The organism is Streptosporangium sp. NPDC006007 (genome assembly GCF_040614315.1).
GTDB lineage: Bacteria > Actinomycetota > Actinomycetes > Streptosporangiales > Streptosporangiaceae > Streptosporangium.
Window position 1 is genome coordinate 1 of sequence record NZ_JBEXUG010000064.1, and the last position, 20,301, is coordinate 20,301.

Here is a 20,301-nt window from a genome sequence, read left to right on the forward strand (position 1 = left end):
AAGGCCAGGGCACGCTCGCGCCCTGGCGGGCACTCCCGCGCGGGCCTTCACCCCCGGCCTGAAGGCCGGAGCACTAGCCCGCAGACCGGTAGCCCCGGATCACCGGCAGCGGGCCCCGCCGTCGACGACGGCGGCGGGGCCCTACGATTTCACCGGGAGAACCCCCGGCCCCACCCGGGAGGGCACCCGGCATGAGTTCACCGCCTTCCCGCCTTTCCCGGGGAGGGCGCCCGACCGGAGAGGGGCAGCGTGGGAGAGCTTCGCAGCAAGGCCGAGCACACCGAGGCCGTCCGCACCGAGCGCCGCATCTGCGTGGTGGTCAACACGCGTTCGCGCCGCGGCCGTCGTCTCTACCCCCAGGTGATCAGCACGCTCCGCGCCGAGGGCTTCGAGCCGATCCGCGCCTTCGCCGTGGTCGATCCCCGGCGGCTGCGCGCCACGCTGGACGAGGCCCTGGCCGCCGGGCCCGACCTGCTCGTGGTGGGCGGCGGCGACGGCACCCTCAGCGCCGCCGTCAAGCACGTCGCCCACCGTGACGTCGCCCTCGGCGTGCTGCCGCTGGGCACCACCAACAACTTCGCCCGCAGTCTCGGCCTTCCGCTGGACCCGCCCGGCGCGATCCGGGTGTTCCGCACCGGCAAGGTCGCCGACATCGACCTGGGCGTCGCCGGTGACAGGGAGTTCGCCAACCTGGCCAGCTTCGGCGTCTCCGTCGAGGTGGCCGGCAAGGTCAGGCCCTGGCTGAAGCGCCTTCTCGGGCGGGCGGCCTACCCGCTCACGGCCCTGACGGTCCTCCCCCGCCACCGGCCGTTCCGCGCCTTCATCACGGCGGACGGGCGCCGCCACGAGCTGCTCACCCACCAGCTCAACATCGCCAACGGGCGCTTCCACGGGGGCTGGCAGGTGGCCAGGGACATCAGCATCGACAACGGCAGGCTGGTCGCCTACCAGCTCGGCTCCGGCAAACGTCTCAGGCTCCTGCTGGAGACCCTGGTCCGTGCCACCTCCGGCCGCTGGCGCAGCCTGGCGGGCGGCCCCTTCGTCGTCGGCAGGGAGATCTACCTGGAGACCGACCCCCCGATGGCCGCGGACGTCGACGGTGAGGTCCGCCTGATGACCCCCATCACGATCCGGACCGTTCCCAACGGCCTGCGGGTGATGGTCCCCGACCACTTCGTCGACTCCTGAGCGGCCCCGTGCCGCCCCGCCGGGGGTGTCCCGCGACCGGCCGGGCCGGTGAGGGGGCCCGCCCATCCGGACGGCAGGTCCCGGCCTACCGTCCGAGTGAGCGAAGGAGCCGGTTGCGGACCCTGTCGAGCAGGAGGGACTCCCGCTCCGGTGTGAGCCCCTCGCGGGCCCGCCGCAGGTCACCCAGGGCCTCCACGGCCTTCGGCCGCCTGGCGGGCGTGTGGTCGCGCATGCGCCGCAGCACCTCCACGGCCCCCGGCGGGACGCCGTCCACGACGGTCTCGGCGCCGGTTCCCGCCGGGGGCCGCTCGCCGGCGAGCAACTGGAAGGCGATCACCCCGGCCGCGTACACGTCGGCGGCGGCCGTCATCCGCTCGGGCCTGGCCTGGCACTCCGGGGCGACGTAGTGGATGTCCAGCACGTTGGGCAGCTCGCCTGCCACGGTGTGCGCGCGCGGACCGGGCTTGGCGTAGTCGAACCCGGTCAGCATCGCCCGCCCGTCCTCGGTGACCAGGACGCGGGCCGGGCTGAGCGCCCGGTGGACGACGTTGTTGGCGTGGATGTGGGCGAGCCCCAGCAGCATGTCCTCGACCACGTCGAGCCTGGCGGCGGTGGACAGGGTCCTGCGGGAGGCGGTCAGGTGCAGCTGCAGCGCCTGGCCGTGCACGTCGTCGAGGACCAGGACGAACCGGCTCTCGTCGTCGATCGCGAAGAAGTCGCGGGACCGCACGACACACGGGTGCGGGGGGATCCGGGTGAGGGACTGGTAGGCGTTGGCGATCAGCCGCCGCTCGGCCGCCCGAGGCTCCTCCTCGGCCAGCGGATCGGCCCGGTACACCCGGAGCAGTACCGTCTCGCTCCCCGGGACCGTCGCGCTGGTCGCCCGGTACTCGGTGGTCCGGCTGTCCCCGCCCAGCTGCTCCCGCACCTCCCAGTTGCCGAACCTCGGCGGCGCGGTGGACCGCCGCACGCTGCCGTTCAGCGCCTCGATGATCGCGGTGCGGTACGGCGTCGCGTCCGGCGTGTAGCCGCGCCTGATACGTGAGACGTCGCTCAGTGTGCCGATCAGCCCGGGCAGGTCGGTGACGTGCCGCGAGTCACGGCCGACCGGGTCGACCAGCTCCGTGCCGGGTCCGGTCAGCACGACGACGCTGTCGACGTACACCCGCTCCAGCTCCCGCCGCTCCTGGGTGAGCAGCCCCTTGAGCGCGCGCCCGTTGCCGCGGAGCTTGGCCACCGGGGAACCGAACGCGTCCCGCCGCGCGGGGAACCAGCGCGTCCCGGCGACCTCGATCCGGCCTCGCGTGCCCTTGACGTCGATGAGGCAGAGCGAGTGGCGGGTCATGACGATCACATCGACCTCGAAGGCGTCGTCGCCGCGCGGCACCTCGATGTTGTGCAGCAACAGCCAGTCGTCGGGGGAGTTGTCCCGCAGATGCGCGATGACCCGCCGCTCGGCGTCGTTGACCGGGCGTCCGCCACCGACGATCTGTGCCATTTCTAGCGCGCCGCCCTTCCTCGCCGTGTTCCGAAGCTGGGGCAAGGGTCTCACGATGAGGGCGGCCGTGGCGCGGAGATCAGCGGCGCCGGGAGCGGGGGCGAGGGGAAACGGACCGTACCGACCGGGAAAAGGACGGGCAACGTCACGGTCCATCGCCGCCGGGCGGAGGTTTGCCGCGGTGGGAGAGGGTAGACGCCTTCTCCTGGAGGGAGGAGGAATGCCATGAGCAACGGTTCCAAGGACGCCCTGTCCACGGCCGAGCTGATCCGGCAGCTGTCGGAGGAGGTGTCGCGCCTGGTCGGGGACGAGCTCCGCCTGGCCAAGCTGGAACTGGCGGAGAAGGGCAAACACGCGGGGATCGGAGCGGGGCTGTTCGGCGGGGCGGGCGTCGTGGCCCTGTTCGGGGGCGGCTCTTTGGTGGCCGCGGTCATCCTTCTCCTCGCCCGGGTCATGCCCGGATGGGTGGCCGCCGTGATCGTGGGCGTGGTGCTCCTGGCCGTGGCAGCCCTTCTCGGCCTCCTCGGCAGGCGTCAGGTGGCCGAGGCCACTCCAGCGGCTCCCGAGCGGACCATCGAGAGCATCAAGCACGACATCGACGCGGTGAGGGAGAGAGCACACCGATGACTGAGAACGATCCGGGCGGAGGCGGCCACGACATTCCGGACGCCGGGGCCGTCGGAGCCCGCCGGGAGGAGGTCGGTACGCCGATCCCCTCCGACGAGCGGATGTCGCTGAACCTCCCGCCGAAGGAACTGGACGGCATGTCCGCCGCGCACCCCGTCGTGCCGTCGTCCCGGCACGACGGGACACCCCGGCTGCCGGAGGGAACGGCCGGGGGGACCGGAGCCCCGGAGGCCGCCCCCGCGCCGGGGCGGCGGGCGGCGGGCGGCACCGGCCTCTCCGCGGCCGGTGCCGGGTCGGGCCAGGCCGGGACGGGCGCCGCCGGCGGGGCGGACAGCGGGACGAGTAAGGAATCCGTACGGCGGGACATCGAGAGAGACCGCCGTGAACTGGGCGACACCGTGGAGGCTCTGATGCACAAGACCGACGTCAAAGGCCGCGTTCAGGAGACGGCCACCCAGGTGGGCGACGAACTGCGCAGGGTGCGGGCGGCTACCGCCACCACCGCCACCGAGATGGTGGAACGGGTCAAGGAGGCGACCCCCGTCGAGATCAAGGACGCGGCGGGGCGGGTGACGACCGAGGCCGGCAAGCGTCCCGTCGCGCTCGTCGCGGCGGTGGCCGTGCTCGGGCTGGTCGTGTTCCGCGCGCTGAGCCGCGGCAGGGGCAGGGGCGGGAGAAAGAGGAGGTAGGCGGGGGAGAAGGAGTAATCTGGCCGCTTCCGGGCGGGCGGCGGGCCCCCTCCTTTCCGCCTGCTCGGAACATCCCCGCCGGTTCCCGCCCGCGCCGAGGCTCCTTCCAGCGCTCCGCCACATTCGGTGACGCGTCCGCTGAACCGTTCGGGCGGCTTGTACGTTGTGGTCGATGTCGGGATCCGTCAACCTCTTCAGGACGGGCAGCGCATGAGCAACGGCCACCGCCCGCCGGTCGCCTCCGCCGCCGTCGTGACGCGGCTCCGCGACTCTTCCCCAACCGCCCGCCCGGCCTGGTCCCTCCGAAATCCGGAGCGGAGACGCCGTGGCGGAAGTAGCGTTCTCCGGCAGAACACCAAGGAGATCTTATGCGCCGTGCTCTCGGCCTCACCGCAGGTTTAGCCCTTGTCGCAGTCGCACTGTCCCCGATCGCCCCGGCTGAGGCCGCCTGCGCCGGCACCGCCAAGAAATGCCAGCGGGACCCCCTGATCAGCATCAAGGTGGCGGCCAAGGCCACCCCCCACGTCCACCGGGCCGGACGCGTCACCTACACCCTGAACTACTCCATGACCTGGATGGAGTCCTTCGCCCCCTACTGGGGTTCCTTCTGGGTGGGCGGTAAGTTCCCCAAGGGCGCCCGGGGCCCGGCCAAGGCCACACTCTTCGACACCGCGGGCAGGCGGGTCGCCACCTTCCCCTGCCGGAAGCACCCCGACGGCGTCTGGTGCGCCGCCGGCGGCGAGATCCCGCACAAGGGGCGGATCGTCCTCACCGCCCGGCTTTCCCGCCACACCGCCGGAACCGCGGTCGCCAAGCTCGGCTTCGACAGCTTCGACGGGCTCAGCAAGCAGGAGTTCGACCGGCACGACAGCCGTCAGGAGTCACGCGAACGGTTCTGCAACCACCGCTTCACCAAGACCGTCGCCACGACGGTGCGCCCCTGACGGAACCCGGGACGGGCGCGCGGGGCGGCGCCCACCGGGTCACCGGCGGTCAGGAACCGGCCGCCATGTCGAAGAACCGCAGCTCCAGCCGTACGGCGCGGCGGAAGAAGCCGAACACGCGGAGCTGTTCGGCGGCGGTGAGCTCGGGGCCGAGGCGATCGAGCTCACCGCGGAGGAACCTCACCCAGGCCCGGAACGCCGGCCCCTCGTGCAGTTCGACCCACTCGCGGTGGACGAAGCTCTCCGGCGGCGGCCCCTCGGCCAGGGCGGCCCAGCCGAGATAGCTCCACTCCGCGACGCACAGGATCGCCAGGATGACCGGGTAGTCCAGGCTGGTCCTGGCCTCGTCCATCAGGGCGCGGAAGTCGGCCGTGACCGGCTCGGCCGGCGCGGAGGCCACGTCGGCGGGGGTGGCGCCGAGGGCGGCGAGCGCGCGGTGGAAGTAGGTCTTCTCCTCGGCCGTGGCCGTCTCGCCCAGGAACCGGCTGAACGGCACCCGCGACTCGAAGTTGTCGGCGCTCGCCACGGCCGCGCCGAGCAGCGCGGTGAACGAGTCGACGAACTGGAAGTCCTGGAGCAGGTAGCGGCGCATGTCGTCGTCGGGAGTGTCGCCCCGGGTGATCGAGGCCGCGAACGGATGGGTCACCACCGCCGTCCACTCGGGCTCGCACCCCGACCGCAGCCACTCGCTGAAGCCGGGATCGACGACGTCCATGCGCCACTCGCGGTAGGGAATCGGGTCCACGGAGCCTCTCCTCGGGATCTTGGGAAGTCGATCAGCGTGAATGCTAGCCGCCGGTCGGCGGTAAGCGACGCCGCCGGAGCCGCGAATTCTCCGGATCAAGGAGTCTTTGCAGGTTGGAGGGGGTTTCCTCGGAGACGGTCGGGCACGTTCCGCGGGGCGGACCGGCGGGGGCGGACCGGGGAGGACCCGGGGTCGTGCCGGACCGGTCGGCCTCGACGTCGCCGCGACGCCGCGCTGAGGAAAGGAGAGCAGATCCCCGCGATGGACGACACCTTCTACCACTGGGGCTGCGTCATCGTGCCACCCGGTTACGCCGACCCCGTCCGGTTCCAGACGGGCGACCTCCACGGCGCCGGCCGCCCCCCGGAGAACGGTGAGGGCCCGCCCGGCGAGGTGCGACCGGCGGCCGTGGGACTCCAGGCCATCCGGGTGGTTCAGGTCACCCAGGCCCTCCTGCGAGGACGCCTGCCCTGACGCCGCCGGGCCGCTCTCGGCCGGTGCGGGCGGGCTGTGAGCAGCCGGGGGCCAGGTGTGGGCCCGGCGTGATGCCTGTCCCACCGGCGCCGCCGAACCCGCACAGATAGGGTCCGGGACGTGGAACCCCTCGTCGCCGTGCTGCTGCTGGTCACCCTGGTCGGTGTCCCGGCCCTGGTGCTGTGGCGCGTGCTGCGCGGCAGGCGCGACCTGGGCAGCAGCCCGGCCGAGCGCGCCACCTTCGAGACCCTGCACACCGCCTCCCTCGCCGCGCCGCCGCTGCGCGGGGGGCTGACCGAGGCGGGCACCCAGCGGGCCTCACGGCATCTGCGCGCGCTGCTCGGCTCTCCCGCCCTGGCGATCACCGACGAGCAGCGGCTGCTGGTCTACGACGGTGAGGGCGACCACCACGCCCGGGAGGCGTTCGCGTACGCCGCCAAGACCCTCGCCGGGGGCCGTACCCAGGTCCTCGGCCCGGAGGTCGTCTCGTGCGAGATCCCCGAATGCCCCATCAGGTTCGCCGTCGTGGTGCCGCTCACCACCGACGGCCGGGTGGTCGGCTCGCTGGCCGCCTACGGCGGGCACGCCTCGGCCGGCCTGGTCCGGGCCACCCACGAGGTGGCCAACTGGGTGGACTCGCAGCTGGAGCTGGCCGAGCTCGACCGGTCCCGGACGCGGCTGATGGAGGCCGAGGTCCGCGCGCTGCGCGCGCAGATCTCCCCGCACTTCGTCTACAACTCGCTGACGACCATCGCGAGCTTCGTCCGCTCCGACCCGAACCGCTCCCGTGAGCTGCTGCTGGACTTCGCCGACTTCACCCGCTACTCCTTCCGGCGGCACGGGGAGTTCACCACGCTGGCCGAGGAGCTGCGCTCCATCGACCGCTACCTCACCCTGGAGCGTGCCCGGTTCGGCGACCAGCTCCAGGTCACCCTGCGGATCGCCCCCGAGGTGCTCGCGGTGGCCGTGCCGTTTCTGTGCCTGCAGCCGCTGGTGGAGAACGCGGTGAGACACGGCCTGGAGAGCAAGCCCGGCGCCGGCCGCATCTCGATCGTCGCGGAGGACGCGGGGGCCGAGTGCCGGATCAGCGTCGAGGACGACGGCGTCGGCATGGACCCGGATCGGCTGCGCCGCATCCTGGCCGGTGACGCCGACGAGCGCTCGGGGACGGGGGGAGTGGGCCTGGCCAACGTGGACGAGCGGCTGCGCCAGGTCTACGGCGACGAGTACGGCCTGGTGGCCGAGACCGGTGAGGGAGCGGGCACCAGGGTCAGCGTCCGCCTGCCGAAGTACCGTCCCGGGGTCTCCGCCCACTGACCTTCCACCCTCGGGTCACGCCCTCGGGCCTGCCCCGCTGGACACCGCGCGCGGAAGAGGGGGAGACGGAGGTGATTTCCAGGGGGCGACTCGTTCTCGGCCCCGTTCTTCGGTGGACGCCGCGGGGAGGTGTTCCGGATCGGCAGGGGAACCAAGGTGATTTCCGGGGAGTTCGATGGATTCGGGGATTCTGGAACTGTTGACAGGCGATATCTGATTCATCACCCTCTAGGGATTCAGCCGTCGCCGATCCGGAGGAGTGAGCGTGAACGGCCTTCGCGTCCTGGCGGTGGACGACGAGCTCCCCGCCCTGGAGGATCTGGCCTACCTGCTGCGGGACGATCCCCGCATCGGCGAGGTCTTCCTGTCCAGGGACGGGGCCGCGGCGCTGCGCGTCCTGGACCGGGCGATCGCCGAGAGGCGGCCGATCGACGCGGTCTTCCTCGACATCCGGATGCGGGGCCTGGACGGGGTGGTGCTCGGCAGGCTGCTGTCGCAGTTCGCCAGCCCGCCGCGGGTGGTGTTCGTGACCGCCTACGAGGAGCACGCGGTGGACGCCTTCGAGATCAAGGCGGAGGACTACCTGCTCAAACCGGTACGGCCGGAGCGGCTCGCCGAGGCCGTCCGGCGGGTGTGCGTCTCGGCCGAGCTGCCGGAGGGCGACGGGGCCGGCCGTACCGACCCCGGCACCATCCCGGTCGAGCTGGGTGGCGTCACCCGGTTCGTGGCCGGCTCCGAGGTCCGCTACGTCGAGGCGCAGGGCGACTACGCGCGCCTGCACACCGCGGGAGGCAGCCACCTGGTCCGCATCTCGCTGGCCACGTTGGAGGAGCGCTGGTCGTCGGCGGGGTTCGTCCGGGTGCACCGCAGTCACCTGGTCGCCCTCAGGCACATCGACGAGTTGCACATCGACTCGGGCCGCTGCGTGGTCCGCATCGGCGAGACCGAGATCCCGGTGAGCCGGCGCCACACCCGCGAGCTGCGCGACCTGCTGGTCCGCCGGGCGCGCAGGGGCCGGCCCGAATGAGCGGGGGACCGGAGTCCCCCGAGCCGGGGCGGCCGAGACGCGAGGTCGTGACCAGCCCCCGCACCACGGCGGCCCGCCACCCCCGCTACCCGGTGACCCGGGAGATCGACGAGCAGACCCGGCTGGGCGAGGTCTACATGCGCTCGCTGGTGCGCACCCAGTTCCGGCTGGCCCTGTTCGTCTGCACGGTGCTCGGCTGCGTGGTCGGCGGCCTTCCGCTGCTGTTCCTGCTGGTGCCCCGGCTGCGTGGGATCCGGCTGCTGGGGATCCCGCTGCCCTGGGCGGTGCTGGCCGGTCTGATCTACCCGGCGTTCGTCGCCGGAGCCTGGCTCTACGTGCGGCAGGCCGAGCGGAACGAGCGCCACTTCGCCGAGCTGGTGGAGCGGGCGCGGTGAGCACCGCGTACGGCGTGATCGCGGTCGTGCTGGTGATGCTGGCGACCGTGCTGATCGGCGCGTTCGGCATCCGGCTTTCGCGTACCACCTCCGACTTCTACGTCGCCTCCCGCACGGTCTCCCCGCTCTGGAACGCCTCGGCCATCGGCGGGGAGTACCTGTCGGCGGCGAGCTTCCTGGGCATCGCCGGGCTGATTCTCGTCCACGGCGCGGACATGCTCTGGCTGCCGGTCGGCTGGACCGGCGGGTATCTGGTGCTGCTGGTCCTGGTCTCCGCGCCACTGCGCCGCTCGGGCGCCTACACCCTTCCCGACTTCGCCGAGGCGCGGCTGGAGTCGATGGCCGTGCGCCGGACGGCCGGCGTGCTGGTCGTGCTGATCGGCTGGCTGTACCTGATGCCGCAGTTCCAGAGCGCGGGTCTGGTGCTGCGCGCCATCACCGGGGCGCCGGACTGGGCCGGGGGGCTGCTGGTGGCGGCCGTGGTGGCGGTGAACGTGCTGTCCGGGGGCATGCGGTCGATCACGTTCGTGCAGGCGTTCCAGTACTGGCTCAAGCTCACCGCGCTGGCCGTGCCGCTGGTGTTCCTGCTGTCGGCCTGGCGGGCGGGCGGCGCGCCGGGGCTGGACGCCGGGGACACGGCCACCTGGGCGCTGCCGCTGTCCGGCGGCAGGGAGTACGGCCTCTACTCGACCTACTCGCTCATCCTGGCGACGTTCCTGGGCACCATGGGGCTGCCGCACGTGCTGGTCCGCTTCTACACCAACCCCGACGGCCGGGCCGCACGCCGTACCACGCTGGTGGTCCTGTCGCTGCTGGGCGCCTTCTACCTGATGCCGGCCGTCTACGGCACGCTGGGCCGGATCTACCTTCCCGGGCTGCGGGGCGGCGACATGGTGGTGCTGACGCTGCCCGGGCGGCTGCTCGGGGGAGTGGCGGGGGACCTGCTGACCGCGCTGGTGACGGCCGGGGCCTTCGCGGCGTTCCTGTCGACCTCCTCGGGGCTGACGGTCTCGGTCGCGGGGGTCATCGGGCAGGACATCCTCCGGGGCGGGGTGCGCTCGTTCCGGGCGGCGACGGTGGTGGCCGTGGTCATGCCGCTGGGCCTGGCGGCCCTGGCCCGCGCGCTGCCGGTCGCCGACGTGGTGGGGCTGGCCTTCGCGGTGGCGGCGTCCTCCTTCTGCCCGCTGCTGGTGCTGGGCATCTGGTGGCGGCGGCTGACGTCCGCGGGCGCGACGGCAGGGCTGCTCGCCGGTGGCGGGCTGGCCTGCGGGGCGGTGCTGCTGACGCTCGTCGGGGGCCCGCACACCGGCCTGACCGGGGCGCTGCTGGCCCAGCCGGCCGCCTGGTCGGTGCCGGTCGCCTTCGCGGTGATGGTGGTGGTCTCGCTGCTCACCCCGGGCCGTATCCCGCCGGGGGTGGCCCGGATCATGGTCCGTCTGCACACTCCTGAGACGCTGGATCTCGATCGCGGGGACTGGCGTCCACGCTCCCCTTGACAAGATCCATTACCTATGTCGAAATGATCAGTAATATCCGGCATTTCGGGTAGTCAAGCGGGCGTAAAGGAGTGCGCGATGGGCAACAGCAACTCCAACGGTCAGTCGCTTCTCAAACCGGATGGCTTCCAACTGGAGGACGACTTCTCGGTGACCCCGGCCGAGAAGGTCCTCCTCGACCAGTTCTTCACCATGAGGTTCGCTCCCGGAACTCGCTGACCGTGGTGACGCGCGCCCAGCGGGAACGCGGCACCGGTCTCGCCGGCGCGCTGGCCGTCATCGAGTCCGTTCTCGCAGACCGAGGTCTGTCGACGGAGCTGATCTCGGCCGGCTCGGCGGAGTTTCCCGTGCATCGCTGCACCGTCCGCGACCCGGCCGGGCGCGCGGTCACCGCATCCCTCGGCAAGGGGGCCGGCACGCAGAGCAGGGTCAGCGCGCTGTTCGAGGCATGGCAGCACCTCCAGCACGAGGAGGGGCAGGCGGCACTCGCCCGGGAGCACCGGGACCGCCGGCGGGTGCGGGCGCTGTCCGTCACGGCCGTGGTGTCACAGCCCGAGCTGCGCGGGGAGGAGATGATCCACCGCCTCGCCCGTGACTATCCCGGCGCCGACCTCGCCTGCCTGCGCGCCGAACCGATGACCCCGGGGCGGCCCGCGCTCTGGTACCCGGCCTTCTCCAGGTCGCCGTCCTGCCGCAGCCACCCGATCCCCGGCGACGACCTGTGCTACGAGCCCTATCTCCGCTACGCCTACGACAGCGGCACGGCCACCGGGGTCGCCGAGCGGGACGCGCTCCTGCACGGCCTGCTGGAGGTCGTCGAGCGGGACGCGCTCTCCCACGCCTTCCTCGACTGGTATCTCGACGGGACCTCGCCGCTGTCGGTGCTCGACCCCGGTCTCCTCCCGCCGGACCTGCGCCATCTCCACGGCGAGGTCGCCGCCCAGCTCGGCACACCCCCGCTGGTCGTCGACATCACCTCCGACCTGGGCATCCCCACCTACTGCGCGCTTCCCTCGCGTGCCGGGCCGTACCCGGGGGTGATCGGTTCCGGTGCCTCACTGGACCCCGAGTACGCGGTGGAGCGGGCGCTCACCGAGGTGGCGCAGTCGTCGTTCAACCTGTCGCTCGGTGTGGACCTGACCCTGGGCCGCAGGCTGGAGAGCCTGCGGCGCTGGCCGCTGCTCGAACGCTGCGCCCGGCTCGACCCCGCCCCGCTGATCGGCCGGCTGGCATTCGACGCGCGGCTGCCCGCCGCCGGGCCCGAGGGCGTCGACCAACAGGTCGCCGTGATCCTGGAGACGCTGGAGCGCTCCGGTTTCGCCGCGTACTTCTTCCGCTGGAATCCGGCGCACGACAGATGTCCGGTGCTCACGGTGATCGTCCCGGGCCTGGAGACGTTCTCCATGGTCCACAGCGCGGTTCCGGTCCTGCCCACCGGCCGGGCGGTACGGCGGCTCGCCGGCCACCGGTGACGAGGCCGGTCCAACCGCTGGGCGCATAAGACGGACCTTTCACCGCAAGCCATCCCCAACTAAGCGCGACTCGTCGGCGGCTGGGCGAAGAGCCCACGTCAGGGGCTCGTCGCGGGGTACCTTCCCCTCCTACGTTGTCCGTGATCCAGATCACATTTGTGGGAGGTCCGATGACCGCCAGGCAACATGACTCATCGGTTTATGAACGGATAGAGGCCGACGACAGGTTCCAGGAGTTGAGACGGCGCTTCCGGTCGTGGGCGTTTCCGATGACCGGGGCCTTCCTCGCGTGGTACCTGCTCTACGTGGTGCTGTCCGGCTGGGCGCGCGACCTCATGGCCGTCAAGGTGTTCGGCAACGTCAACGTGGCGCTGATCCTGGGCCTGCTCCAGTTCGTCTCGACCTTCCTGATCGCCTGGGCCTACTCCCGGTACGCCGGCAGGCGGCTCGACCCGCTGGCCGACGAGATCCGCCAGGAGGCCGAGCACGAGGCCGAGAAGGAGAACGCGTGAACCACCAGACGCTGTCCACCACCCTTTTCCTGATCTTCGTCGCCGGAACGCTGGCGATCACCTTCTGGGCCAGCCGCAACACCAAGGACGCCACCGACTTCTACGCCGGTGGCCGGTCCTTCAGCGGCGTGCAGAACGGCCTGGCGATCGGCGGCGACTACATGTCGGCCGCGAGCTTCCTGGGCATCGCCGGGATCATCGCCCTCTCCGGCTACGACGGCTTCCTGTACTCGATCGGCTTCCTGGTCGCCTGGCTGGTGGCGCTGCTGCTGGTCGCCGAGCTGATGCGCAACTCCGGCAAGTTCACCATGGCCGACGTCCTGGCCTTCCGGATGAGCCCGCGCCCGGTCCGCACCGCGGCGGGCGTCTCCACCATCACCGTGTCGATCTTCTACCTGCTGGCCCAGATGGTCGGCGCGGGCGCGCTGGTCGGCCTGCTGCTCGGCGTCACGTCGCCGGCGGGCAAGGCGCTGACCATCGTCGGTGTCGGCCTGCTGATGGTCGTCTACGTGGTCGTCGGCGGCATGAAGGGCACCACCTGGGTGCAGATCGTCAAGGCCGTGCTGCTCATGGGCGGTGCGACCCTGGTCACGCTGCTGGTGCTCGGAAAGTACGGCTTCAACGTCTCGGCACTGCTCGGCGAGGCCGCCACCCGGAGCGGCAAGGGCGGCCAGTTCCTCGTCCCCGGCCTGAAGTACGGCACCGCGGCGCAGGGGCTCGCCGGAAAGATCGACCTGATCAGCCTCGGTCTCGCACTGGTGCTCGGCACCGCGGGCCTGCCGCACATCCTGATCCGCTTCTACACGGTCCCCACCGCCAGGGAGGCCCGCAAATCGGTGCTCTGGGGCATCGGCATCATCGGCGTCTTCTACCTGCTCACCCTCACGCTCGGCTTCGGCGCGGCGGCGCTGGTCGGCGGCAAGGCGATCGCGGCGCAGGACAAGGCGGGCAACACCGCGGCGCCGCTGCTGGCCCAGGCGATCGGCGAGCAGATCTTCGGTGATGTGGGCGGCACGATCCTGCTGGCCGTCATCGCCGCGGTCGCCTTCGCCACCATCCTGGCGGTCGTCGCCGGCCTGACGCTGGCCTCCTCGTCGAGCTTCGCCCACGACCTGTACGCCCACGTGTTCAAGCGCGGAGACGTCACCGACCGGGAGGAGGTCCTGGTCGCCAGGGTCTCCGCCTTCGTCATCGGCGCGGTCGCCATCGGGCTCGGCATCCTCGCCCAGGGGCAGAACGTCGCCTTCCTGGTCGCGCTGGCCTTCGCGGTGGCCGCGTCGGGCAACCTGCCCGCCATCCTCTACAGCCTGTTCTGGCGGCGCTTCAACACCGCCGGAGCCGTCTCGGCCATCTACGGCGGCCTGGTCTCCGCGCTGCTCCTGGTGGTCTTCTCACCGGTCGTGTCGGGCGGCGAGACCTCGCTGTTCCCGGACGCCCACTTCGCCTGGTTCCCGCTGAGCAACCCCGGCATCGTCTCGATCCCGCTCGGGTTCCTGGCCGGTTTCGCCGGCACACGGCTCAGCAAGGAATACAACCCCGCCAAGTACGCCGAGATCGAGGTCCGCTCGCTCACCGGCGTCGGAGCGGAGGGAGCCGTCCGGCACTGAGCCTGGACGAGGGGGATCGGGCCCGGCCGTGACGCGGCCGGGCCCGGCGCCGTACCGATCTCCGCCGGAAGGCGCTTACCGTCCGCCGGTAGGCGCCTACGGGGGAGGCGCCTACCGGGAGGCCGCGTCCAGCAGTGCCAGCTCGTCCTCGCCCAGCTTCAGCTCGGCGACCGCGAGCAGCGGCCGGAGCTGCTCGACACTGCGGGCGCTGGCGATCGGCGTGGCCACGGTCGGCTGGGCGGCCAGCCAGGCGAGGGCGACGGTGGCCGGGGCGACGCCGCGGTCGGCCGCCACCTTGTCCAGCGCGTCCAGCACCCGGGGACCGCGCTCGGTGGTCAGATAGGCCGCCGCCACGCCCGCGCGGGCGCTGTCCACCGTGACCCCGGGCCGGTACTTGCCGGTCAGAAAGCCGCGGGCCAGCCCGAAGTACGGCGTGCTGGTCAGCCCCTCGGCGCGCACCACCTCGCGCAGCGCGCCCTCGTAGCCGCGCTCCACCAGGTTGTAGTGCTGCTGCAGCACCCCGTAGCGGGCCAGGCCCTCCCGATCGGAGACGGCCAGCGCCTCGGCCAGCCGTTCGGCCCCGTGGTTCGAGGCGCCGATGTTGCGGACCTTGCCCTCGCCGATCAGGTCGTCGAACGCGCCGAGGGTCTCCTCCAGCGGGGTCCCGGCGTCGTCGATGTGCGCCCAGTACAGGTCGATGCGGTCGGTCCGCAGCCGTCGCAGCGAGTCCTCGGCGGCCCGGCGGATGTTCGCCGCCGACAGCCCGAGGCGGCTGCTCAGCGAGCCGACCTTGGTCGCCACCACCATCCGGTCGCGGTTGCCCCTGGCGGCCATCCAGTCGCCGAGGACGGTCTCCGACTCCCCGCCGGTGTGCCCGGGAACCCATTCGGAGTACACGTCGGCGGTGTCCACGAAGTTGCCGCCCGCCTCGGCGTAGGCGTCCAGGACGGCGAAGGACGCGTCCCGGTCCGCGGTCCAGCCGAATACGTTGCCGCCCAGGCAGAGCGGGAAGAGGTTCAGCTCAGCAATGCTCATACTTATCACCCTATTTGCTGGATAAATATGGATTTAATGGGCCCCTTGTTGGCCGACTGGACGTCATTACCCGCGGTACCGGCAGGGGCCTCCGGGATTCTCCCGGCACCTCCGTCGCTGCGTTGGCGACTGCCGGTATGTTCCAGATTTCGCGGATTTCGCGAATTTCCGGGATGCGTCGATGGCGCTGCGGATCCGGGCCGGTCCCCGAGGCGTACGGTGCTCTCCCCCCGGCGGCATGGAAAACCGGCGGGATCCGGGGCTATGGTTCGGGCTGTGGCCAGCTTCAGAGAGCGCTCCGGCATGTCCGGGCGCACGCGTGACGCCTCCGACCCCGGCGCGCGCACCCGCATCCTCGACGCCGCCGAGGAGCTCTTCGCCGGGATCGGCTACGAGGCGACCCCCACCGCGGAGATCGCCCGGCTGGCCGGGGTGCCCAAGGGCCTGGTCTTCCACTACTTCCCGAAGAAGATCGACGTGCTCGTCGCGCTGATCGACGAGCGCACCCTCGTCGAGGAGGTTCCCGAGGTGGAGGCCGTCCCCGGAGACGCGGCGGGGGCCCTGTCCCGGCTGGCCCGCCGCCTGCCGCTCAGAGCCTCCCCGGCGATGCGCCGCATCCTGTTCCGCGAGGCGGACACCCACCGTTCGGTCCGTGACCGGCTCGGCCGGCTGAACGGTGAGATCATCCGGCGGGCCCGGTTCGCGCTGGAGCTGGCGCTGCCCACGCCCCGCGGCGACGCCGCCCGGCTGGAGGTGGCCGCGGTCACCTTCGCCGCGGTCCTGCTCTACCAGGAGAACCTCTGCCAGCTCACCGGCCACCACATCGACGCCGACGCCGTCGCCGAGCTCATCGCCCACGCCCTGGGGTGACGTCCGCGCCGGCGCCGGCGGCCTCTCAGACGGGAATCATCTCCTTGGCCGGGCTGGGACCGACCAGCTCCACCAGCTCGTCCATCGCCTCCTGCAGGTGACCCATCAGCCGCCACACGTCCTCCACCCGGTCGGGGCAGGCGAGGACGCCGAAGTCCAGCGAGCCGTCGTAGGAGAAGCAGGTGATGTTGAGCCCGCCGCTCATGTCGGTCAGCACCGACATCGGATGGTAGGCGAGCACCCGGGCCCCGCACAGGTACAGCGGGAGCTGCGGTCCCGGCACGTTCGACACGATCAGATTGATCGGCGGCAGCACGATCGAGGCCAGCCGGAAGACCGCGGGGGTGGCGAGCGCGGTGACGGCCGAGGGCAGCACCGAGGACAGCTCGCCCAGCCAGGTGGCGGGGGAGCCGGCGAAACGGCGCTTGGCCCGGCGCATCGTCCGCCCCATGGCCCGCAGGCGTTCGAGGGGCGAGGCCACGTCCGTCGGCATCGGAGTGATCATCACGGAGAGCCGGTTGCCGACCGTCTCCTCCGTTCCCGTGGTGCGGAGCGCGACCGGGACCGCGGCGACCAGCGGCCGGTCGGGCAGCGCGTCGTGCTCGCACAGCCAGGCGCGCAACGCCGAGGCGCACAGTGTCATGACCACGTCGTTGACGCTGATCCCGAAGGCGCGGGCGACCCGCTTGACGTCCGCGAGCGGGACCGAGCCGTAGGAGAAGCGCCGCTCGGCGCTGATCGGGCCGTTGAACGGCGTGCGCGGGGCGGACAATACGGGCAGCTCGGGCAGCTCTCCGGGGTTCCCCCCGATCGTCCGGGCCGTCTCGGCCACCATCCGGGCTCCCGGCAGCGCCGAGGCCACCGGGATCGCGTCTAGATCGGCAATCAGCCGGCCCAGCGCGCGCAGCGCCCGCGCGGGATGCGCCACGGACCGGGCGGCGGCCATCGCGAGCATCTCCAGCGGTTCGGGAGCCGTGGTCACGGACGGCGACGCCGGGGGCGGCTCGACCGTGCGGGGCTCGGGGGTGAGGTCCAGCAGGGCGGCCATGGTCTCGGTGCCCGTCACCCCGTCGACGACACAGTGGTGGATCTTGGCGTAGAGCGCGACCCGGCCGCCGGTCAGCCCCTGGATGAGATACATCTCCCAGAGCGGGCGGCCACGGTCCAGGTGCCGCTCGTGGATGCGGGCCACCTGCTCGGCGAGCTGGGCCTCGTCACCGGGCAGTGGGAGGGTCACCTCGTGGACGTGGTCGGCCACGTCGAGGTCGACGACCTCCTCCCAGTACGGACGGTCGAGGTCGAACGGCACACCCACCAGGCGCAGGCTCAGCGCGGGGGCGAGGTGCAGCCGCTCGCGGAGCAGTCCGATCAGGGCCTCGCGTGTGACGGCACCCGCAGGACTCTGGGCCGGGTCGAGGATCGCCACCCCGGCGACGTGGGCCGCGGTGGTCGCCGACTCGGCGTGCAGGAACTGCGCGTCGAGCGCGGTCAGCTGGCGCATCGGTCGAACCTCCTGGCGGAAGACGGGAGCGGGTAGGGCCATCATCACTCCGACTCGTTTCCGTTCTGTTTCGTCTGGGTGACTCTGGGAGTCTTCCAGACGGTATGAGGTGGTTCGGCGGTGGATTCCAGTGAGATGTCCTGCCCTATCACTCAATACGCACGCCGTACAGGGAGAACGCGGCACGCCGTACCGGGGAGGTAAGAGTTGAGTATTAAAACGCCATGAATCCCCCGATGCCATGCGCACCGCCGGTCACGGCCGGCCGGGGCTCCGGCCGGCCGTCCACCGCCGTCACCGGGAGGGGGCACGACGGCGTCGAAGAGGTGTCCGTACCTGTTGTACGGGGTGCGCGGCGGCCGGCCCGCGCCCGTCTCGTCGCCGGTCCGGGCAGGCGGGGTACACGGGCCGGCGCCCCTGTGACGTTCAGCGTCCCAGGAAGGCCAGCAGCCGCTCCAGCGGCCAGGCGTTGATCACGTCGTCGGCGGTCAGCCAGGCGCGTTGCGCGATACCGACGCCGAAGCGCTGGTTGGCCAGATGGGGCACCGCGTGGGCGTCGCTGTCGATGGAGAACCGCACACCGTGGTGGTGGGCTAGCCGTACCAGGTCGGAGGGCAGGTCGGAGCGGTCGGGGAAGGAGTCGATCTCCATCGCGGTGCCGGTGCGGGCGGCGGCCTGGAACACCGCGTCCCAGTCGGCGTCCACCGGCGGACGCCTGCCGATCCTGCGGGTGGTGGGGTGGCCGATGATGTGCACGTGCGGGTTCTCGCACGCGGTGACGAACCTCCGGGTCATCTCCGCGCGCGACTGGGTGAAGTGCGAGTGCACGCTCGCCACGCACACGTCGAAGCCCGCCAGCACCTCGGCCGGCCAGTCGACCGAGCCGTCGGGGGCGATGTTGAGCTCGGTGCCGTGCAGCAGCCGCATGCCCGGATATCTCGCCTGAAGGCGGTGCAACTGCTCGCGCTGCCGCAGGGCCTTGTCCAACGTCATCCGCTGCATCGTGAGATCGGGGGCGTGATCGGTCACCGCGTAGTAGGAGTGACCGCGCGCGTGAGCCGCCGCGACCATGTCCTCCAGCGAGGCGATGCCGTCGGTCAGGTCGGTGTGGGTGTGCAGGTCGCCCTGGAGATCCTCCTCGGTGACCAGCACGGGCAGCTCGCCCTTGAGCGCGGCGGCGATCTCCCCGCCGTCCTCGCGCAGCGCGGGAGGGATCCACCGCATGCCGAGCGCCCGGTAGACGTCCTCCTCCCGCTCGGCCGCGATCACCCGCTCCCCGTCGAACAGGCCGTACTCCGAGAGCTTCCACCCCCTCTTCACCACGATCTCGCGCAGGTGCACGTTGTGCTCCTTCGACCCGGTGAAATACTGCATCGCCGCGCCCCACGACTCCGCCGGCACCACCCTCAGGTCGACCTGGAGCCCCTCGGCGGTGCGGATCGAGGTCTTCTTCCCACCCGACGCGATGACCTCCGCGACGTACGGCCGGCTCTTGAAGTCGTCCATCAGGCTCTCGGGGCCGACCGCGAGGATGTCGATGTCACCGACGGTGTCCTTCATCCGGCGCAGCGACCCGGCGTAGGCGATCCGCTCGGCGGGCAGCGAGGCGACGATCCGCTCGGCCAGGTCCATGGCCACGCCGATGTGCACCCTGGCGCCGTCCCGCTCAAGCTGCTCGATCCCCTTGAGCAGGTTCTCCTCGGTCTTGGCACCGAAGCCCCTCACCCCCCGCAGCCGCCCCCGCGTGATCGCCCCGGCCAGGGCCTCGGGGGAGTCGATGCCCAGCTCCCGGAAGAGGAAGATCGCCTTCTTCGGCCCAAGGGAGGAGATCCGGGTCAGCCTCCGCACCCCCTCGGGAACCTTCCCGCGCAGGTCGTCGAGCTGCCGGAAACTGCCCCTGTCCAGAAACTCCTCCACCTTCCCGGCGATCGCCTCGCCCACCCCCGGCACGTTCCGCACCGCCGTGACCTCGATGTCCTCGGGGAACCCCGCGATCGCCTTGGCCGCCTTCTGGTAACTGCGCACCCGGAACGCGTCGCCGCCCGTCATCGCGAAGAGCTCCGCGTACTCCTCCAGCGCCGCCGCCACCGCGTCGTTAGCTCGTGCCATGTCCCCAGCCTAGAAGGCCCCGCCCACATTTTCCGATCTCCCCTCCGGCGGTACGGCCCACACCCCGGCAGGCCGCCGGAGCTCGCCGAGCCGGGAAACCGGGCACGGGCTTGGCCACGAGGCCTGTCGCCTCCCCGGGGCCCGGCTGTGGTCCTCGGCGACCAGGCGCGCGAATTCCGGGAGACCGGTCATCTCCGGAGCCCAACCCGGCCTCCTCCCGCCCCACGGCGGACACCTCCGGGCGGCGGCCGGGAATGTCCCGCGCTTCCGGAGGGTTGCAATGGAACAGTCGTCATCCCCGGTCCGGGCTCCGCCGCCCAACGCGAACGCGCGTCCATCCCCGCGGCCCGCCAGGTCACCCGGACGAGGTCCCGGGGCGGATGGGGCCGACCATCACAACGAACAGGGGGTAGAGGGCGGATTCAACGGGTCGTCGCAACACCTCGATCACGCAGGAGGATGTTGTGGCGCAAGGAAGAGCGCGTGCGGCGCTCCAGGCTGGTCGTCCGCCGCTTAGCTCGCCGGGACGGCCCCCGGTCAATCGGCGCGAGGAACGGCAGCGCTTCTGGCGACTGATCGCCCAGGGGTTGCAGAGCGAGGAAGCCGCCGTCGCGTGCGGTGTGTCGATGCCGCTGGGGCCGCGATGGTTTCGTGAAGGTGGCGGCATGCCGCCGATCAGCCTGGACCCGCCATCGGGCCGCTACCTATCGTTCGCCGAGCGCGAGGAGATCGCCGTGCTGCGCGCCCAGCAGTACGGCGTGCGGGACATCGCGCGCCACTTGGGACGGGCTCCGT

The 20,301-nt window shown here is 71.8% G+C and carries 20 protein-coding genes; 15 read left to right on the top strand and 5 right to left on the bottom strand.

The features are described 5' to 3' along the window. The first annotated feature begins 249 nt into the window (after positions 1 to 249). The gene (locus tag ABZ194_RS28735; protein WP_355600152.1) at positions 250 to 1,188 is read left to right on the top strand and encodes a diacylglycerol kinase family protein; all 939 of its coding nucleotides are present in this window, start codon (positions 250 to 252) and stop codon (positions 1,186 to 1,188) included. Between the two features lie 85 nt (positions 1,189 to 1,273). Here ABZ194_RS28735 and ABZ194_RS28740 read toward each other — a convergent pair whose 3' ends face one another. Further along, complete coding sequence (locus ABZ194_RS28740) at positions 1,274 to 2,686, bottom strand: NERD domain-containing protein kinase family protein (protein WP_355600153.1); 1,413 nt, start codon at positions 2,684 to 2,686, stop codon at positions 1,274 to 1,276. A 225-nt stretch (positions 2,687 to 2,911) separates the two neighbouring features. On the opposite strand from ABZ194_RS28740, the gene ABZ194_RS28745 reads away from it, so the two are divergent. From ABZ194_RS28745 to ABZ194_RS28755, 3 genes are all read left to right on the top strand, one after another. Then, complete coding sequence (locus ABZ194_RS28745; protein ID WP_355600154.1) at positions 2,912 to 3,313, top strand: phage holin family protein; 402 nt, start codon at positions 2,912 to 2,914, stop codon at positions 3,311 to 3,313. Further along, positions 3,310 to 4,002 (top strand): DUF3618 domain-containing protein, encoded by a 693-nt coding sequence (locus tag ABZ194_RS28750; RefSeq protein ID WP_355600155.1) that lies wholly within the window; start codon positions 3,310 to 3,312, stop codon positions 4,000 to 4,002. The genes ABZ194_RS28745 and ABZ194_RS28750 overlap by 4 nt, the downstream gene beginning before the upstream one ends. Before the next feature lie 368 nt (positions 4,003 to 4,370). After that, complete coding sequence (locus ABZ194_RS28755) at positions 4,371 to 4,946, top strand: hypothetical protein (protein ID WP_355600156.1); 576 nt, start codon at positions 4,371 to 4,373, stop codon at positions 4,944 to 4,946. A 49-nt stretch (positions 4,947 to 4,995) separates the two neighbouring features. On the opposite strand, the gene ABZ194_RS28760 is transcribed toward ABZ194_RS28755, so the two are convergent. Continuing rightward, positions 4,996 to 5,691 (bottom strand): TenA family protein, encoded by a 696-nt coding sequence (locus ABZ194_RS28760; RefSeq protein ID WP_355600157.1) that lies wholly within the window; start codon positions 5,689 to 5,691, stop codon positions 4,996 to 4,998. 261 nt (positions 5,692 to 5,952) lie between these two features. On the opposite strand from ABZ194_RS28760, the gene ABZ194_RS28765 reads away from it, so the two are divergent. The 9 genes from ABZ194_RS28765 to ABZ194_RS28805 all read left to right on the top strand — a co-directional run bounded on the left by ABZ194_RS28765 (position 5,953) and on the right by ABZ194_RS28805 (position 13,991). Then, entirely contained in the window at positions 5,953 to 6,165 is a 213-nt protein-coding gene (locus tag ABZ194_RS28765) for a hypothetical protein (RefSeq protein ID WP_355600158.1), read from the top strand. 120 nt (positions 6,166 to 6,285) lie between these two features. Continuing rightward, positions 6,286 to 7,482 (top strand): histidine kinase, encoded by a 1,197-nt coding sequence (locus ABZ194_RS28770; protein ID WP_355600159.1) that lies wholly within the window; start codon positions 6,286 to 6,288, stop codon positions 7,480 to 7,482. 265 nt (positions 7,483 to 7,747) lie between these two features. Then, positions 7,748 to 8,509, top strand: a complete 762-nt coding sequence (locus tag ABZ194_RS28775; protein WP_355600160.1) for a LytTR family DNA-binding domain-containing protein — start codon at positions 7,748 to 7,750, stop codon at positions 8,507 to 8,509. Beyond that, positions 8,506 to 8,904, top strand: a complete 399-nt coding sequence (locus ABZ194_RS28780; protein WP_355600161.1) for a hypothetical protein — start codon at positions 8,506 to 8,508, stop codon at positions 8,902 to 8,904. The genes ABZ194_RS28775 and ABZ194_RS28780 overlap by 4 nt, the downstream gene beginning before the upstream one ends. Then, a complete protein-coding gene (locus tag ABZ194_RS28785; protein ID WP_355600162.1) occupies positions 8,901 to 10,400 on the top strand; it encodes a cation acetate symporter in 1,500 nt (499 codons plus the stop codon). Before ABZ194_RS28780 ends, ABZ194_RS28785 begins: the two co-directional genes overlap by 4 nt. 78 nt (positions 10,401 to 10,478) lie before the next feature. Next, positions 10,479 to 10,619 carry a hypothetical protein gene (locus tag ABZ194_RS28790; RefSeq protein ID WP_355600163.1) on the top strand — a complete coding sequence of 47 codons (141 nt, stop codon included), beginning with the start codon at positions 10,479 to 10,481 and terminating at the stop codon, positions 10,617 to 10,619. Between the two features lie 5 nt (positions 10,620 to 10,624). Continuing rightward, on the top strand, positions 10,625 to 11,872 hold the full coding sequence (locus ABZ194_RS28795; protein WP_355600164.1) for a YcaO-like family protein: 1,248 nt from the start codon (positions 10,625 to 10,627) through the stop codon (positions 11,870 to 11,872). Between the two features lie 170 nt (positions 11,873 to 12,042). Beyond that, positions 12,043 to 12,384: a DUF485 domain-containing protein gene (locus ABZ194_RS28800; protein WP_355600165.1), complete on the top strand. Its 342-nt coding sequence runs from the start codon at positions 12,043 to 12,045 to the stop codon at positions 12,382 to 12,384. After that, on the top strand, positions 12,381 to 13,991 hold the full coding sequence (locus ABZ194_RS28805; RefSeq protein WP_355600166.1) for a cation acetate symporter: 1,611 nt from the start codon (positions 12,381 to 12,383) through the stop codon (positions 13,989 to 13,991). The genes ABZ194_RS28800 and ABZ194_RS28805 overlap by 4 nt, the downstream gene beginning before the upstream one ends. A gap of 111 nt (positions 13,992 to 14,102) precedes the next feature. Here the strand turns inward: ABZ194_RS28805 and ABZ194_RS28810 are convergent, their stop codons facing one another. Next, the gene (locus ABZ194_RS28810; protein ID WP_355600167.1) at positions 14,103 to 15,026 is read right to left on the bottom strand and encodes an aldo/keto reductase; all 924 of its coding nucleotides are present in this window, start codon (positions 15,024 to 15,026) and stop codon (positions 14,103 to 14,105) included. A gap of 276 nt (positions 15,027 to 15,302) precedes the next feature. On the opposite strand from ABZ194_RS28810, the gene ABZ194_RS28815 reads away from it, so the two are divergent. Next, complete coding sequence (locus ABZ194_RS28815; protein WP_355600168.1) at positions 15,303 to 15,896, top strand: helix-turn-helix domain-containing protein; 594 nt, start codon at positions 15,303 to 15,305, stop codon at positions 15,894 to 15,896. Positions 15,897 to 15,921: 25 nt separating this feature from the next. Here ABZ194_RS28815 and ABZ194_RS28820 read toward each other — a convergent pair whose 3' ends face one another. Together ABZ194_RS28820 and polX are read right to left on the bottom strand one after the other, a co-directional pair. Further along, entirely contained in the window at positions 15,922 to 17,397 is a 1,476-nt protein-coding gene (locus tag ABZ194_RS28820; RefSeq protein WP_355600169.1) for a wax ester/triacylglycerol synthase family O-acyltransferase, read from the bottom strand. A 426-nt stretch (positions 17,398 to 17,823) separates the two neighbouring features. Further along, complete coding sequence (gene polX, locus ABZ194_RS28825) at positions 17,824 to 19,506, bottom strand: DNA polymerase/3'-5' exonuclease PolX (protein ID WP_355600170.1); 1,683 nt, start codon at positions 19,504 to 19,506, stop codon at positions 17,824 to 17,826. A 464-nt stretch (positions 19,507 to 19,970) separates the two neighbouring features. Between polX and ABZ194_RS28830 the strand changes: the two genes are divergently transcribed. After that, a partial coding sequence (locus tag ABZ194_RS28830) for a helix-turn-helix domain-containing protein (RefSeq protein ID WP_355600171.1) occupies positions 19,971 to 20,301 on the top strand: 331 nt, incomplete at its 3' end.